A 15,012-nucleotide genomic window follows, 5' to 3' on the forward strand; every position below is an offset into this window, starting at 1 on the left:
CAAACTCTAGTGAGCGCCACCGCCGGAGAGTTGACCGGGTTTGCTGAGAAGCAGGCTTGCCAGCAGGGCGACGACAAGGGCGACGCCGAGCAGGAAGAAGGTGTCGCTGAAGGCCATGATATTGGCCTGCTTGCGTATTTTGAGCGCGATGGCGACAACGGCCTTGTGGCTGGCCAGCGCCTGATCGCTGACGCCGTGGCTCATGAAGTAGCCGGTGAGCCTCGCAATGCGATCGCGCGTGGCTTCCTCGAAGACGGAGACCGAGTTGGTCAGGATGTTCGAGTGGAACTGTTCGCGCTTCGACAGGAAGGTCTGCAGCGAGGCGATGCCGACCGCGCCGCCGAGATTGCGCATCATGTTGAAGAGCGAGGACGCCGAACCGGCATTCTCCGGCTCGATGCCTGATGTGGCGATGGCCGAAAGCGGGGTGAAGACAAGCGCCTGGCCGATGGCGCGCACGATGTTCGGCCAGAACAGCTGGTCGGTGGCATAATCGCCGGTCATGTGCACGTTCATGAAGTTCGAGGCGGCAAAAAGGGCAAAGCCGACGACGATCAGCAACCGGATGTCGAAACGCTTCATCAGCCGCGGCACCAGCGGGATCAGCAGCAGCTGCGGGATGCCAGTCCATGCGAGCACCATGCCGATCTGCTCGGAGTTATAACCCTGGATACGGGTGAGATAGATCGGCAGCACGAAAACCGAACCATAAAGCGCGATGCCGAGCAGGAAGTTGGCGACGATGCCGAAGCCGAAGTTGCGGCGCACCAGCAGACGCAGGTTCAGAAGCGGATGGGCCGTCTTCAGCTCGATGATGATGAACAGCGTCAACGAGACGGCGGCGATAACAGTCAGGCGCAGGATGAAATCGGAGCCGAACCAGTCCTCCTTGTTGCCCTCTTCCAGCACCGTCTGCAGAGCTGCCAGGCCGATCGCCATGGTGACGATGCCAGGCCAATCGCCCTTGGCGAGCAGCTTCAGGTTCATCGGCGCCCGGTCGAGCGAGGCAAAGAGCAGGCCGATCATCAGCGCGCCGGGCACCAGGTTGACGTAGAAGATATATTCCCAGCCCCAGTTCTCGGTCAGATAACCGCCGATGGTCGGGCCGATGGCCGGTGCGAAGGTGGCCGAAAGGGCAAAGAGTGCCAGGCCGATCGGCTGCCTCGCCTTGGGCAGCAGCGTGATGATTATGGTGAAGGCCATCGGGATCAGCACGCCGCCGGAAAAGCCCTGAATGGCGCGCAGGACGATCATCTGCTGCAGATTGGCCGCAAAGGCGCAGGCGACGGAAAAGATCAGGAAGAGGATGGCGTTGACAAGCAGGTAATTGCGCAGCGAGAAGACCCGTGTCAGCCAGCCGCTCAAGGGAATGACGACGATCTCGGCGATCAGATAGGAGGTCGAGATCCAGCCGCCGTCATCCGTGCCGGCGCCGATGGCGCCCTGGATATCGGCAAGCGAAGCATTGACGATCTGGATGTTCAAGACCGCCATGAAGGCGCCGAGCGTAGAGCCGACGACGGCCATCCACATGCGGACCGGGCTGATGGTGGCGGGCTCCCTAGCGGCGGGGCGCGTGAGCGAATTGCTGTTTGCGGCGATCTGAAGAGTGGCCATGGCTGATCTCTTTCCGGTTCTCACGGAAAACCTTCTCATGACGGGGTTCGGGCGAATTTGGGAAACGGCGGAAGGATTATCCGGCGTGGCGGGATAGTCCCTCCTCGGCGACCGAGGTCTCTGCAGCCTTGGTATCGATTTCGGGCTCGACCGACATGCCCGAGCGCAACAGACCGCTCAGCGCCTCGTCGTCGATGACGATCTTGACCGGGATGCGCTGGACGATCTTGGTGAAATTGCCGGTGGCGTTGTCAGGCGGCAGCAGCGAGAATTCGAGGCCGCTCGCCGGCGAAACGCTGTCGACATGGCCTTTGATCGCCATGTCGGGAAAGCTGTCGATCTTGATTTCGACCGGCTGGCCGGGGCGGACATGGGTCAGCTGCGTCTCCTTGAAATTGGCGACGACATAGACGGCATGCAGCGGCACGACGGCCATCAGCTGCGTGCCCGAGGTGACATATTGGCCGACGCGGATCGAACGGGCGCCGACCGTGCCGTCGACGGCGGCGACGATATCAGTGTAGGACAGGTTGAGTTCGGCCTGTTGGGCGGCAGCAGCCGCCCGATCGCGCTCGGCAATTGCCTGCTGACGCTGCGTTTCAAGGACCGGCACCTTGTTCTCGGCCGCGACGAGGGCTGCCCGGTCGCGCTCGACGGCGGCGGCCGCCTGGTCGCGGGCCGACTGGCTCTGTTCGGCGCGCGATTGCGTGCCGGCACCGCTGGTGATCAGCCGGGCCGAGCGGGCGGCATCGGAAACGGCAAAATCCAGCGACGCCTGCGATGCATCGATCGTCGCCTTGGCCTGGCCGATGACCGACTGCTGCAAAGCGATCTGGGCGTCGATATTGGCGACGGCGGCTTCGGCTGCCTTCACGGCTGCCTTCGCCTGCGACAATGCCGCCTGGAAGTCGCGGTCGTCGATGCGGGCGAGAACCTGGCCTGACTTGACCGGGTCGTTGTCATTGACCAGCACCTGCCTGATATAGCCGGCGACCTTCGGGGCGACGGTGGTGTAATCGGCTTTCACATAGGCATCGTCGGTGGATTCGATGAAGCGGCCGACCGTCCAGTAGCGGTAACCGAAATCGCCGGCAAAACCGACGCCAGCAAGCAATGCTGCGGCGATGACCGCGCGCTTGACGGTCCTGCGGCCGGTTTTCTTCGGCGTCTCCTTAGCAGCGGCTTCGCCGACAGGCGCTTCGGCCGCAGGCGTGGCATCGGCCTGCCGGGCAGTGTCGAAAACGTCCTTGCGGGGCAACTCAACCATCATGTTTCTCCTTCAATGCCGGCCCCGTTGAGAGGCCCTGTTCGATCGAAGGGACAATGCACCCTGCCGTTCATTGTGATAATCTGCTTAAATCGGGAAGGATCATCAACTCTCAGCGGATAATCCGAGGGCGATATGGATCGGCTGACAAGCCTCACAGTCTTTGGCCGCGTGGTGGAATGCGGCGGTTTTTCCGCCGCCGCGCGCCGGCTCAACATGTCGGTCACCATGGTCGGCAATCACGTGCAATCGCTGGAGGATCGGCTCGGCGTCAGGCTCCTCAACCGCACGACGCGCAAGGTCAGCCTGACGGAAACCGGCAAATATTACTATGAACGCTCCTCGCAGATCCTTGCAGAACTCGACGAGGCCGACCGGACGGCGGGCGCACTCAGCACCACGCCGCGCGGCACGCTGAAGGTCTATACCAGCAGCGCCATCGTGCGTTTCCTGCTGCCCGTCGTCAGCGAATATATGGAACTCTATCCGTCGATCGCGCTCGATTTCAGCATCGGCGAGCGGATGGTCGACATGATCGAGGACGGCTATGATCTGGTGATCCGCACCGTGCCGCCGCCGGATTCATCGCTCGTCGCGCGCAAGCTGACGCCCTGGCGCCATGTGCTCGTCTGCTCGCCGGACTATTTCGAAAGCCATCCGATGCCGCAAAAACCGGCCGAGGTTGCCGATCACAATTGCCTGCAATATGCCTATTACCCCTATGGCGAGGAATGGCGCTTCGAGGATGGCGAAGGCCGGCAGGAAAGCGTCAAGGTCGGCGGTAACGCCGTCTCCAACAGCGCCGAGATGCTGCGTTTCCTGACGCTGAACGGAAAAGGCATCTTCCTGGCGCCGAGCTTCGTGGTCTTCGACGACATCGCCGAAGGACGGCTGGTGAAGATCATGCCGGACTACCGCCCGGTCGAATTCAGCATCAACGCCGTCTATCCCAACCGCAGCCATCTGGCGACCAAGGTAAGGCTGTTCATCGACCTCCTGGCGGAGAGATTTGCGGAGCATCGGAAGTGGATGACGTGAGGCGTGAGGCGGCAGACCTCAGCGCGAGAGGCTGCCCCTCACCCTAGCCCTCTCCCCGTTCTGACGGGGAGAGGGGACGTGCCCCGCGAGACGTTGGGGAGGGACGGAGAGGTTCACGGCATACCCCCTTCGCCCCGTTCACGGGGAGAAGGTGGCGGCAGCCGGATGAGGGGCGGGCCTTGCTCTGCGTCTCCGAACAACCCTGCCCTTCACTTGCGCTTCGGGCGTTCGTCATTGCAATCGATTCACTGGATCGATTGCTTCGGCTGCGCCGAACCGCTGCTCACTCCTCGCTCTCGCTTCTTCCATGGGCCCAGTCCATGTAGAGGTCGAGCGCCTTGCGGGTGACCGGGCCTTCCTGGAGGTTGCGGTCGTCGAGGCGGATGACGCCGACGACTTTGGAGTAGTTGCCGGTGGTGAAGATTTCGTCGGCGGCGAGGAAATCCTCGACGGACAGCGTTGTTTCCAAGACGTCGAAGCCGGCCTTGCGCAAGAGGTCCATGACGCGGGCGCGGGTGATGCCGGCAAGGAAGGTGCGGTTGGCGGCCGGCGTCATCACCACGCCGTCGCGCACCAGGAAGACGTTCGAAGAAGCGGTCTCGACGACATTGCCGTTGAGATCGCGCACCAGCGCATTGTCGAAGCCGCGGCTGCGGGCTTCGGCGATCATGCGGCCGCTGTTCGGATAAAGCGAGCCGGTCTTCGCCTCGGTCATCGCCGTCTCCGGCGATGGGCGCCGGTAGGGCGAGACGGTGAGGCTGGTGCCGCCATGGCCGCCCATCGGCGCCTCGAACAGGCAGAGCGCGAAGCGGGTCGATTCCGCATCGACGGAGACGATGCTGCCGGGCGAACCATGTTCGCCCCAATACATCGGCTTGATGTAGATCGGCGTGGCGCCGTCGAATTTCCCGACGCCCTCCCAGGCGAGTGCGGCGATTTCATCAGCCGATTTCACTGGCTTCAGCCCCATGGCGAGCGCGGAGCGGTTGATGCGCTGGCAATGCAGGTCAAGATCCGGCGCGATGCCGTCGAACCAGCGGGCACCGTCGAAAACCGTGGAGCCGAGCCACATGGCATGCGAGGTCGGCCCGATCAGCGGCGGATTGCCGGAAAGCCACCCCCCGTCGACATGAGTCCAGGTGGTTGAACGCGGTGATGTATCGACGGCCATATTGCCCTCCCCTCTGAAGTCGGGACAGCAAAAACCCCTGCGGTGAACCGGGTCAAGGACAAATCCGGGCGGCAAATGCGGAAGCAAGAAAATGCCGGAGGATGGCGCCGGGCCGCAATATTCGTGCGCGGTGCCCGCGGCGAAGCGATGGGTGCATCAGCAAAAATGATGGAACTGGATGTTGGAATGGCGGCCTGCTGCATGCGATCATGGGGAGAAATCGCGAGATAGCCGCAAGGGAAGACGCCGATGAAAGCCATGTATTATGAAGCCTTCGAAGAGGCGCCCGAGATCCGCACCCTGCCCGATCCCACGCCTTCCGAAGACGGCGTCGTCATATCGGTTGGCGCCAGCGGGCTCTGCCGCAGCGACTGGCACGGCTGGATGGGACACGACCCCGATATCCGCCTGCCGCATGTGCCGGGACACGAGCTTGCCGGGCGGGTGGTCGCCACCGGCCGCGGCGTGATGCGTTTCAAGGTCGGCGACCGGGTGACCGTGCCCTTCGTTTCCGGCTGCGGCCATTGCGCCGAGTGCCATTCCGGCAACCAGCAGGTCTGCCCGAACCAGTTCCAGCCGGGCTTCACCCATTGGGGATCTTTCGCCGAATATGTGGCGATCGATTATGCCGACACCAATCTGGTGCATCTGCCCGATACGATCGACGATGCGACGGCGGCAAGCCTCGGCTGCCGCTTCGCCACCTCGTTCCGCGCCGTCGCCGACCAGGCGCGCACCCGCCCCGGCGAATGGATCGCCGTGCATGGCTGCGGCGGCGTCGGCCTGTCGGCGATCATGATCGCCACGGCACTCGGCGCCAATGCGATCGGCATCGACATATCCGAGGAGAAGCTTGCCTTCGCCAGAGAATGCGGAGCGGTAGCGACCGTCAACGCCTCCGGCGTCGCCGACGTGGCGGAGGCGGTGCGCGAGATCACCAAGGGCGGCGCGCATGTCTCGATCGACGCGCTCGGCCATCCCGCCACCTGCTTCAATTCGATCAAGAATCTGCGCCGGCGCGGGCGGCATGTGCAGGTGGGGCTGATGCTTGGCGAATATGCCACGCCGCAAATCCCGATGGCGCAGGTGATCGGCCACGAACTAGAGATCTACGGCAGCCACGGCATGCAGGCCTGGCGCTACGACGCCATGCTGTCGATGCTGGCGGCCGGCAAGATCGCCCCGCAGAAGCTGATCGGCCGCCGCATCAGCCTCGAGGAAGCCGTGCCGGCGCTGATGGCGCTCGACAAGGCGGAGGCGACGGGGATCAGCGTGATCACGCGGTTTTCATGAGGCAGGCGGATGGCCAACTGCCCCTATTCGGCCACCCCAATCGAAGCGAGATAGGCAGCCGAAGCCCGGATCTTCGACTTATCCTTGATCTCGATGATCAGGCGCGGATTGCCTTCGAGCTTGGCAAGGGTAGCGAAGACGGCGTGCCAGTGGATCGAGCCGTCGCCGAGGTTCCAGTGGCGATCGGGATAGAAACCCGCACCGATCCGGCCCATTTGCCGCAGCCCGGCAGGTCTTGCGAAAACGCCCCGCCGCACCGATATCGGGGCCGTCGGTTTCCTGGCGCATATATTGTGATGGTTGCCAAAGCCGGCGCAAAGGGCTAACGGCTGCGCCCGCAAGAAAGGGCCAGCAACAAAAGCCCGCAAGAAAAAGAAAGAGACATGATGTCCAACTCATTTGTGAACGTGCACGCCGCTGAAGAGACCGGGGATGAGGCGAAGCGCTACTTCGTCCTCGGCGAGCGGATCGAGCGGCGGCTTCGCATCCGCGGAAACTGGCTCAATCTCTTCGACGTCACCGTACCATCAGGCAGCCGGACGCCGAGACATGCGCATGCGAGCCCAGAGGTGTTCCGCGTCCTTGAGGGATGCCTGACGATCTGGCGGCTGACGGACAACGGCCCCGAAGAAATCGAGGCCGGCGCCGGCGACATCGTCGCCATTCCCCCCTTCATGGTGCACGGCTATTCCAATCGCGGAACCGCCCCGGCAATCTTTTCCGCCGTCGTCGATCGTGACATGGCCGAATTCATCGAAGCGGAAGGCGTAACAGAGCCTCCGAAGGCCAGCCCTTCGGCAGAGACCATCGCCCGCATGACGGCAGCCGCCAATGCTTACGGGATTACGATTCTGGCGGCTTGACGGCGCGAACGCATGATGTTGGAACGTTCGAGCTGTTTTGGCATCATGCAGAAATGCGAAAAATTCTCCGGAAAGCCCAGCCGGGAACACGGCTCCGCCGTCCTTTTCGAAACTGTCACATCGCTGCGGTGAGATGATTTTGCCCGGCGCCTCTTGCGCCGATAGCATTTCACCGCCAAAATTGCGACATGCCCGACAGCGACCCATCCAGTACAAGCTCCGCCCGTTCCAGCCGGGATTTCCCGACCGAGGAAGGTGGCGACCGCTGTAGACGCGATGGCCTCCGCCTCGCCTCGGTTGATCCCGCAGAGCGCTGGTATCTTCCGGATGATTGCGAATGACGGGCCGCCTCGATGTTAACACGACAATGGAAAGACGAAGGGCGATGCTGATATAGCGTCTCTTCGAACGCCTCGCCGCATCGCTAGGGATGCGGCATAAAACCTCAACGAATAGGCTCCCTGTGTTTCTGGAAATTGGAATTGTGGCGTTTCTCACCATCCTCAATGGTGTACTCGCCATGTCGGAGTTGGCCGTTGTGTCTTCTCGAACGGCCCGCCTCAAGGTTCTCTCCGACAATGGCAGCAAGGGTGCGGCGCAAGCCATCAAACTTGCCGAAAACCCCGGCCGATTTCTTTCCACGGTTCAGATCGGCATCACGCTGGTCGGTGTTCTCTCGGGCGCCTTCTCAGGGGCGACGCTCGGGGGCCGCTTAGCAGGATGGCTGCAGGCGCAGGGGATGTCGTCAACGGCCTCCGACGCAATCGGCGTCGGTTCAGTCGTCGTCGCCATCACCTATCTCTCCTTGATCGTCGGCGAACTTGTTCCAAAGCAGATCGCATTGCGGGAGCCCGAAGCCGTTGCGGCGAGAATGGCGCCCGCCATGGCGTTGCTTTCAAAGATCGCGCTGCCGCTCGTGTGGCTGCTGAACGCCTCCGGAAATCTTGTACTGAAGCTCCTGGGCCAAACAGGAAAAGGCGGCGACAACGTCTCCGACGAGGAGATCAAAACCGTTTTGGCCGAGGCGCAGTCGGCCGGCGTGATCGAAAGCGAAGAGTCGGCGATGATATCCGGCGTCATGCGGCTGGCGGACCGCACCGCCCGAGCGCTGATGACGCCCCGGCGCGACGTCGAAATTATCGATATCGACGACAGCCTTGATGAAATTCGAGCTCAGCTGCATCGGACGAAACGGTCCCGGCTGCCGGTTCGGAAGGGCAGTTCGGACGAGGTGATCGGCATCCTTCCGGTCAAGGATTTTTACGACTCGGTGTCGCAATACGGCAGTGCCGATATCAAGGCCTTGACGCAGGACGTGCCGGTGGTTTCCGACCTTTCAACCGCCATCCATGTGATCGAAGCGATCCGGAAATCGCCAGTCCACATGGTGCTGGTTTTTGACGAGTACGGCCATTTCGAGGGGATTGTTTCGTCAGGCGACATTCTGGAAGCGATCATGGGGGCTCTGCAGGAGGGACCTGTGGACGAGCAAGCCATCGCTCGCCGCGACGACGGTTCCTACCTGGTGTCCGGTTGGACGCCGATCGACGAATTCGCCGAGTTCCTGAATCTCAAGCTCGATGACGATCTCGAATATCAGACTGTGGCCGGCCTGGTGCTGGAAGAGCTGAAACATCTGCCCGAGTTGGGTGAGAGCTTCACCAGAGGTGGATGGCGCTTCGAAGTCATCGATCTCGACGGCAGGCGCGTCGACAAGATACTTGTGTCTGCGGAGTGAAGCTCGGCGGGGCCTGCTTCGCTTGAGATCATCGGGTCCGACGGCCGCAGCATCGACAAAATCCGCATCCGCCGCATGGAAAGTGTGGCCTGATATCAGGAGTAAACGCGATGGCATGGTCTGCCAGCCAATATGTGAAATTCGAGGACGAACGCACGCGACCGGCGCGCGACCTTCTGGCGCAGGTGCCGCTCCAGAGCATCCGCCGCGCCGTCGACCTCGGTTGCGGGCCGGGCAATTCGACCGAGCTCATCATCGAGCGTTATGGGGCGGAAGGCGTTTCAGGCCTCGACAGCGATCTCAACATGCTGGAGGCCGCCCGCAAGCGGCTTCCCGGCACCGCCTTCGTCGAAGCCGATCTCGGCAGCTGGCAGCCGACTGAAACCGCCGACCTACTGTTTGCCAATGCCGTCTTCCAATGGCTGCCCGATCATCTCGATATTTTCGACCGGCTGATGGACGGGCTTTCCCCCGGCGGCGTGCTGGCGGTGCAGATGCCCGACAATCTCGGCGAACCCACCCACCTGTTGATGGAGGAGAGCGCGCATGCGGGGCCCTGGAAGGCCGCCTTCGAGGGAAAGAGCGTGCGACGCAAGGGGCTGCCGGCGCCATCAGCCTATTACTCCAGGCTGATCGCCAAGGCCTCCCGCGTCGATATCTGGCACACCATCTACAATCACCCAATGGCGGATGCGGCAGATATCGTCGAATGGGTGAAGGGAACCGGGCTGATGCCCTATCTCGCCCAGGCCGGCGAGCAGTATCGCGAGGCCTTTCTGGCGGATTATCTCGGCCGGGTGGCAAGGGCTTATCCGAAGATGTCGGATGGGCGGGTGCTGCTGCGGTTTCCGCGGATTTTTATGGTGGCGGTGAAGGGGTAGTCGGCTGCTGATCAGTGCTTTCCAGTTAGGACGAAGCCAAATCCCTCCCCAACCCCTCCCCACGAGGGGGAGGGGCTAAGATGCCGCATGGGTTCACTTAATCCTCAATCGTAACCATCCGTCGAACGGTAACAGCCTGCAAGCCCCCTCCTTTTGGTCACTGCCCGATACCACAGCTTAGTCCCTCCCCCTTGTGGGGAGGGGTTGGGAAGGGGTCTTGGGCAGCCGGACTGAGGAGCTGCGTCCCCAGCACGCCCCAGATAATGTCAAATGCGTGTTATCCCCCGCCCTCATATGTTGCGGCCAAACCGGCGCGCATTATAGTCGGCCGGAAAAACTCGGAGATGACATCATGGACGCTACCCCTACCCCGCCGGTCACCCTCGTCATCTTCGGCGCCACGGGAGACCTGACGCGCCGGCTGCTGGTACCGGCGATCATCAATCTGACGCGCGGCCGCCTCGTCGGCGAGGATCTCCACATTCTCGGCATCGGCATCGAGCCGGGTGACGATGAATTCCTGCGCGGGCGGCTCGACGACTTCCTCAGCCATCTGAGCGGCGAGGAGCAGACGCAAAAGGACGAAGCCTGGGAAAGCCTGCGCCGGCGTATTTCCTATACGTCAGGCGATTTCACCAAGGACGATATTTTCATCGAGATCGGCAAGCGGCTGGGGCCGAATGCCAATGCCGCCTTCTATCTCGCGGTGCCGCCATCCTTCTTCGGGACGATCGTCGAGAAGCTCGCCGCCCATGGGCTGACCGATGAAAGCGATGGCGTCTTCCGCCGTGTCGCGATCGAAAAACCGTTCGGCACCGATCTCGCCTCGGCGCAGGCGCTCAATGCGCAGATTCTCGCCCAGGTCGGGGAAAGCCAAGTCTACCGGCTCGACCATTTCCTCGGCAAGGAGACGGTGCAGAACCTGATGACGGCGCGTTTCGCCAACATGATGATCGAGTCCTTGTGGAACAGCCGCTACATCGACCATGTGCAGATCACCGCCGCCGAGATCGTCGATGTCGGCAGCCGCGGCAAATTCTACGATGCGACAGGTGCGCTGCGCGACATGGTGCCGAACCATCTTTTCCAGTTGCTGGCGATGATCGCCATGGAGCCGCCGAACAGCTTCGATGCCGAGGCAATCCGCAACGAGAAGAGCAAGGTGCTGAAGGCGTTGCGCATCTATACGCCTGATGAGGCCAAGACGCACGGCGTGCGCGGCGCCTATGGCGCAGGCCCGCTCAATGGGGCTCAGCTTCCCGCCTATCGCGACACCAAGGACGTTTCGCCCGACAGCAGGACTGAGACTTTCGTGGCGCTGAAGCTCTATGCCGATACCTGGCGCTGGGCCGGCGTGCCCTTCTATCTCAGAACTGGCAAGGCGCTGACGGCGCGCGACACCGAGATCGTCATCACCTTCCAGCCGGTGCCCTTCGCACAGTTTCGCGAGACGGATGTCAAGAGCCGCCTGCCGCCGAACCGGCTGGTGATCCAGGTGCAGCCGGACGAGGGCATGAGCATGGAAATCTCGATCAAATCGCCTGGGCTTTCCGTCGATACCGTGCCGGTCTCGCTCGATTTCCGCTATGCCGACAAATTCGATATCGCCAAGACGACCGGCTATGAATCGCTGCTCTACGATCTCTTTATCGGCGACCAGACGCTGTTCCAGCGCGCCGACGGCATCGAGGCCGGCTGGGCGGCGGTGCAGCCCTTCCTCGACATCTGGGCTGGGGATCAGAGTGTGCCTGACGCTTACGCTCCGGGCAGCATGGGACCGGCCTCAGCCGACGAACTGATCCAGCGCGACAGGCGGCAGTGGCATGAACTCGGCGTCATCCTGCATCACGACAAGAAGAACGGCAAATAGCGCCCTCCCCTGGTGTTACTGGTTTCCGTTATCACGGCATGCGGCGCTGACCGAGGCGCCGCTCTTGCCGCCCTCGGTGGCAAGCGCTCCGCGTGCCTTGCGCGGCGGGCAGCGCGCCCAGTCGACCGGACCGCTTAGAGGCTCGTTGTCGATGCTGCCGGTTTCGATCGAGTCGAGCGGGATTATCAGCCCGCTTTGCGTTTCAACTCCCGGCGCGGTGCCGAGTGGCGGCGTGCCGTCGATCCGGCCGCTGGCATCCATGCCCATGTTCGACTGGGCAAGAACCGGGGCGGAGAGGCTGAGGAGAGCGATCGAAGTTGCTGCAATAAACCTGCGCATGATGCTATTCCTTCTGGTTTCAGCGATCGTTTTTGTTTCACGCAATTCCGGACGCAAAACCGCTGCACACTTTTGCTGGAATTCCTCTAGCAACAGGCGATGCCAGCTCATTGTTCCCCCGGAAGCGGGCCGCAGACGATCAAAGTTTGGCGATCGGCCGAAGCCACATCAAAGCAGGGTGATATCAGGCTCAATCGCGCCAGCGCGCCAGGAGTTTGTCGAGACCTGTCGGATAGAGATCGATGCCGGCGTCGCGCAGCCTGTCGCGGCCGAACCAGCGCGCCGTCGCCGCCGTCTCGTCGAGTTCGGAATAGTGGATTTCATCACGCTCATAGAGCGACGCATCGGCCAGCTCGATATCGGCAGCAAAGATGTATTCGTGACCGGTCGCGCCGTGATGTTCGTAGATGTTTTCAAGCAGATGCCAGGGGCCGACGATGCGAATATCGGTCTCGAGTTCCTCCTGGAATTCGCGCTGCAGGGCCTCTTCGCGGCTTTCGCCGAATTCAATGGCGCCGCCTAGCGGGCGAACGCCCTTGATGCGACCCCTGTCATCCTCCACTTCGGCGGCGAGCAGTTGGTCTTTCCGCCAGGCGAGGCCGATCACCTTCACCCTGATCTGCTGCGATGGGCGCCAGATGGTCATGGGCTCTCCTTCCATTCAAGGGACAGCGCATGCTCTTCACTCCGGTGCTTCCGAAGCGAGAACAATGAGCCCCGCAAAATGCGGGGCTCCTGATCTCTCGTCTCAGACGAACTGGCTGAGACCCGGGACGGAAGCGACGACCTCGTCGACGACTTCCTCGCCAGCATATTGCTTGGCGATCGCGATGGTTTCCTTGGCAAGCGAGGTGATTTCGCCCATGCCGAGGCCTTCGCCCATCAGCTGCTGGCCGAGCCCCATGATGCCGCCGCCGCCGAGCGAGCTCATCAGCCCGCCGAGCAGACCGCCGCCGCCGGCACCTGCGCCGTTGAACTGGGCGACGAGATCGGCGCCACCGGGGATCGCTTCGATCATCTTGGCAACCGGGCCATCGGCGGCCTCGCGCTGCAGGAAGCCGAGCATCATGCCGAGCGCCTTTTCGGCCAAATCTGGCGCAATACCCACACGATCGGCGATCTGGGTCACAATTTCATTCATCGTCAGCCTCCTGTTTTTTTGACGTTAACGTCAACGTTATTCGAAATTCCACAGCAACTCAAGCCGGCCCTCCCCGGGCGGCACTTTGTCCAGTTTTGCTTTCAATGCAAACAGTTGTCCGCATGCGCCTGCCTGCTTATAACAGGGAAACGATGGTTCGATGAAGGCAGCGGAAGCAAGCCTTCTCATAAATGGCGGCAGAGCCCCAAGGGAGCATTCCGAATGATCGAGGAAGGCAAGATTTTCATCGGCGCGAGCCGCAATCCCGATGACAGCATCAACAAGCCGGAATATCTCGACCTGAAATTCGGCAATCGCCACGGCCTCGTCACCGGTGCTACCGGCACCGGCAAGACGGTGACGCTGCAGGTGCTGGCCGAAGGTTTCTCCCGCGCCGGCGTTCCGGTGTTTGCGGCCGATATCAAGGGCGACCTTTCCGGCATCGCCGCCAAGGGCGAGCCCAGGGATTTCCTGACGAAGCGCGCCGAGCAGATCGGCTTCACCGATTACGAATTCGACCAGTTTCCGGTGATCTTCTGGGATCTGTTCGGCGAGAAGGGCCACCGGGTGCGCACCACCATCGCCGAGATGGGACCGCTGCTGCTTGCCCGACTGATGGATGCCTCCGAACCGCAGGAAGGCGTCATCAACATCGCCTTCAAGATCGCCGACCAGGGCGGGCTGCCGCTGCTCGACCTCAAGGATTTCAGCTCGCTCTTAAACTATATGGGCGAGAACGCCAGCGAGCTTTCCAATCAGTACGGGCTGATCTCCAAAGCCTCGGTCGGCTCGATCCAGCGGGCGCTGCTCGTTCTCGAACAGCAGGGTGCGGAACATTTCTTCGGCGAGCCGGCGCTGAAGATTTCCGACATCATGCGCACCAGCAATAACGGCTACGGCCAGATCTCGGTGCTTGCCGCCGACAAGCTGATGATGAACCCGCGGCTTTACGCCACTTTCCTGCTCTGGCTGCTCTCCGAGCTGTTCGAGGAACTGCCCGAGGTGGGCGACCCCGACAAGCCGAAGCTCGTCTTCTTCTTCGACGAGGCGCACCTGCTCTTCAACGATGCGCCAAAGGTGCTGACCGAACGCGTCGAGCAGGTGGTGCGGCTGATCCGCTCCAAGGGCGTCGGTGTTTATTTCGTGACTCAGAACCCGCTCGACGTGCCGGAAACGGTGCTCGCCCAGCTCGGCAACCGGGCACAGCATGCGCTTCGCGCCTATTCGCCGCGTGAACAGAAGGCGGTGAGGACGGCGGCCGATACATTCCGTGCGAATCCGGCCTTCGATTGCGCCACGGTCATCACCAATCTCGGCACCGGCGAGGCATTGGTCTCGACGCTGGAGGCCAAAGGCGCGCCTTCGATCGTCGAGCGCACGCTGATCCGCCCGCCATCCGGCCGCGTCGGCCCGGTGACGGATGACGAGCGCCGGCAGATCATGGACAGGAGCCCGGTTCTCGGCATCTATGACGAGGATATCGACCGCGAATCCGCCTTCGAACTGCTGGCCGCACGGGCGAAGAAGGCGGCCGATGCCGAAGCCGCCAAGCGAGCCCAGGAAGAAGCGCCTCAGCAACAGGGCGGCACGACCTCCGGCTGGAACCTGCCGGGCTTCGGCGGCGGCAATGACGACAACCAGCAGGGCCGCGGCCAATCAGGCGGCCGGTCTTCCGGCTACCAACGCGAAACGGTGGTGGAAGCGGCGATGAAGAGCGTCGCCCGCACAGTGGCGACCCAGGTCGGCCGGGCGCTGGTGCGCGGGATATTGGGGAGCCTGAAGCGGTAGGCTTGC

The 15,012-nt window shown here is 62.3% G+C and carries 13 protein-coding genes and 1 pseudogene; 7 read left to right on the forward strand and 7 right to left on the reverse strand.

Features of this window, described 5'->3' with window-relative positions:
* Positions 1-6 precede the first annotated feature (6 nt).
* Both OS035_RS00470 and OS035_RS00475 read right to left on the reverse strand, forming a co-directional pair.
* The gene (locus OS035_RS00470) at positions 7-1,617 is read right to left on the reverse strand and encodes an MDR family MFS transporter (protein WP_183777464.1); all 1,611 of its coding nucleotides are present in this window, start codon (positions 1,615-1,617) and stop codon (positions 7-9) included.
* 76 nt (positions 1,618-1,693) lie between these two features.
* Complete coding sequence (locus OS035_RS00475) at positions 1,694-2,884, reverse strand: HlyD family secretion protein (RefSeq protein ID WP_183777463.1); 1,191 nt, start codon at positions 2,882-2,884, stop codon at positions 1,694-1,696.
* 135 nt (positions 2,885-3,019) lie between these two features.
* On the opposite strand from OS035_RS00475, the gene OS035_RS00480 reads away from it, so the two are divergent.
* The gene (locus tag OS035_RS00480; RefSeq protein ID WP_097627604.1) at positions 3,020-3,922 is read left to right on the forward strand and encodes a LysR family transcriptional regulator; all 903 of its coding nucleotides are present in this window, start codon (positions 3,020-3,022) and stop codon (positions 3,920-3,922) included.
* Between the two features lie 283 nt (positions 3,923-4,205).
* Here OS035_RS00480 and OS035_RS00485 read toward each other — a convergent pair whose 3' ends face one another.
* Positions 4,206-5,093: a branched-chain amino acid aminotransferase gene (locus tag OS035_RS00485; RefSeq protein WP_331813217.1), complete on the reverse strand. Its 888-nt coding sequence runs from the start codon at positions 5,091-5,093 to the stop codon at positions 4,206-4,208.
* A 249-nt stretch (positions 5,094-5,342) separates the two neighbouring features.
* Between OS035_RS00485 and OS035_RS00490 the strand changes: the two genes are divergently transcribed.
* Positions 5,343-6,386, forward strand: a complete 1,044-nt coding sequence (locus OS035_RS00490) for a zinc-dependent alcohol dehydrogenase family protein (protein WP_097627600.1) — start codon at positions 5,343-5,345, stop codon at positions 6,384-6,386.
* Between the two features lie 23 nt (positions 6,387-6,409).
* Here the strand turns inward: OS035_RS00490 and OS035_RS00495 are convergent.
* A pseudogene (locus OS035_RS00495) lies at positions 6,410-6,577 on the reverse strand (sugar phosphate isomerase/epimerase family protein); the annotation flags it as partial.
* 192 nt (positions 6,578-6,769) lie between these two features.
* On the opposite strand from OS035_RS00495, the gene OS035_RS00500 reads away from it, so the two are divergent.
* The 4 genes from OS035_RS00500 to zwf all read left to right on the forward strand — a co-directional run bounded on the left by OS035_RS00500 (position 6,770) and on the right by zwf (position 11,738).
* Positions 6,770-7,249 carry a cupin domain-containing protein gene (locus tag OS035_RS00500; RefSeq protein ID WP_097627598.1) on the forward strand — a complete coding sequence of 160 codons (480 nt, stop codon included), beginning with the start codon at positions 6,770-6,772 and terminating at the stop codon, positions 7,247-7,249.
* A gap of 463 nt (positions 7,250-7,712) precedes the next feature.
* Positions 7,713-8,987 (forward strand): hemolysin family protein, encoded by a 1,275-nt coding sequence (locus OS035_RS00505; RefSeq protein WP_097627596.1) that lies wholly within the window; start codon positions 7,713-7,715, stop codon positions 8,985-8,987.
* Positions 8,988-9,097: 110 nt separating this feature from the next.
* The gene (tam, locus tag OS035_RS00510; protein WP_097627594.1) at positions 9,098-9,868 is read left to right on the forward strand and encodes a trans-aconitate 2-methyltransferase; all 771 of its coding nucleotides are present in this window, start codon (positions 9,098-9,100) and stop codon (positions 9,866-9,868) included.
* A 352-nt stretch (positions 9,869-10,220) separates the two neighbouring features.
* Positions 10,221-11,738: a glucose-6-phosphate dehydrogenase gene (gene zwf / locus OS035_RS00515; RefSeq protein WP_097627592.1), complete on the forward strand. Its 1,518-nt coding sequence runs from the start codon at positions 10,221-10,223 to the stop codon at positions 11,736-11,738.
* A 15-nt stretch (positions 11,739-11,753) separates the two neighbouring features.
* On the opposite strand, the gene OS035_RS00520 is transcribed toward zwf, so the two are convergent.
* The 3 genes from OS035_RS00520 to OS035_RS00530 all read right to left on the reverse strand — a co-directional run bounded on the left by OS035_RS00520 (position 11,754) and on the right by OS035_RS00530 (position 13,218).
* Entirely contained in the window at positions 11,754-12,077 is a 324-nt protein-coding gene (locus tag OS035_RS00520; protein ID WP_018241198.1) for a hypothetical protein, read from the reverse strand.
* 190 nt (positions 12,078-12,267) lie between these two features.
* A complete protein-coding gene (locus OS035_RS00525; RefSeq protein ID WP_131711495.1) occupies positions 12,268-12,723 on the reverse strand; it encodes an NUDIX hydrolase in 456 nt (151 codons plus the stop codon).
* A gap of 102 nt (positions 12,724-12,825) precedes the next feature.
* On the reverse strand, positions 12,826-13,218 hold the full coding sequence (locus OS035_RS00530) for a hypothetical protein (protein ID WP_003546502.1): 393 nt from the start codon (positions 13,216-13,218) through the stop codon (positions 12,826-12,828).
* A 222-nt stretch (positions 13,219-13,440) separates the two neighbouring features.
* Between OS035_RS00530 and OS035_RS00535 the strand changes: the two genes are divergently transcribed.
* A complete protein-coding gene (locus OS035_RS00535; protein WP_097627588.1) occupies positions 13,441-15,006 on the forward strand; it encodes a helicase HerA-like C-terminal domain-containing protein in 1,566 nt (521 codons plus the stop codon).
* The last annotated feature ends 6 nt before the right edge of the window (positions 15,007-15,012 follow it).

This window comes from Rhizobium sp. 268 (assembly GCF_036571585.1).
Classification (GTDB): domain Bacteria; phylum Pseudomonadota; class Alphaproteobacteria; order Rhizobiales; family Rhizobiaceae; genus Rhizobium; species Rhizobium redzepovicii.

Excerpts from the sequence above, each read along its gene's own strand:
- OS035_RS00470 (WP_183777464.1), bottom strand. The coding sequence starts at position 1,617 with ATGGCCACTCTTCAGATCGCCGCAAACAGCAATTCGCTCACGCGCCCC.
- OS035_RS00475 (WP_183777463.1), bottom strand. The coding sequence starts at position 2,884 with ATGGTTGAGTTGCCCCGCAAGGACGTTTTCGACACTGCCCGGCAGGCC.
- OS035_RS00480 (WP_097627604.1), top strand. The coding sequence starts at position 3,020 with ATGGATCGGCTGACAAGCCTCACAGTCTTTGGCCGCGTGGTGGAATGC.
- OS035_RS00485 (WP_331813217.1), bottom strand. The coding sequence starts at position 5,093 with ATGGCCGTCGATACATCACCGCGTTCAACCACCTGGACTCATGTCGAC.
- OS035_RS00490 (WP_097627600.1), top strand. The coding sequence starts at position 5,343 with ATGAAAGCCATGTATTATGAAGCCTTCGAAGAGGCGCCCGAGATCCGC.
- OS035_RS00500 (WP_097627598.1), top strand. The coding sequence starts at position 6,770 with ATGATGTCCAACTCATTTGTGAACGTGCACGCCGCTGAAGAGACCGGG.
- tam (WP_097627594.1), top strand. The coding sequence starts at position 9,098 with ATGGCATGGTCTGCCAGCCAATATGTGAAATTCGAGGACGAACGCACG.
- zwf (WP_097627592.1), top strand. The coding sequence starts at position 10,221 with ATGGACGCTACCCCTACCCCGCCGGTCACCCTCGTCATCTTCGGCGCC.
- OS035_RS00520 (WP_018241198.1), bottom strand. The coding sequence starts at position 12,077 with ATGCGCAGGTTTATTGCAGCAACTTCGATCGCTCTCCTCAGCCTCTCC.
- OS035_RS00525 (WP_131711495.1), bottom strand. The coding sequence starts at position 12,723 with ATGACCATCTGGCGCCCATCGCAGCAGATCAGGGTGAAGGTGATCGGC.
- OS035_RS00530 (WP_003546502.1), bottom strand. The coding sequence starts at position 13,218 with ATGAATGAAATTGTGACCCAGATCGCCGATCGTGTGGGTATTGCGCCA.
- OS035_RS00535 (WP_097627588.1), top strand. The coding sequence starts at position 13,441 with ATGATCGAGGAAGGCAAGATTTTCATCGGCGCGAGCCGCAATCCCGAT.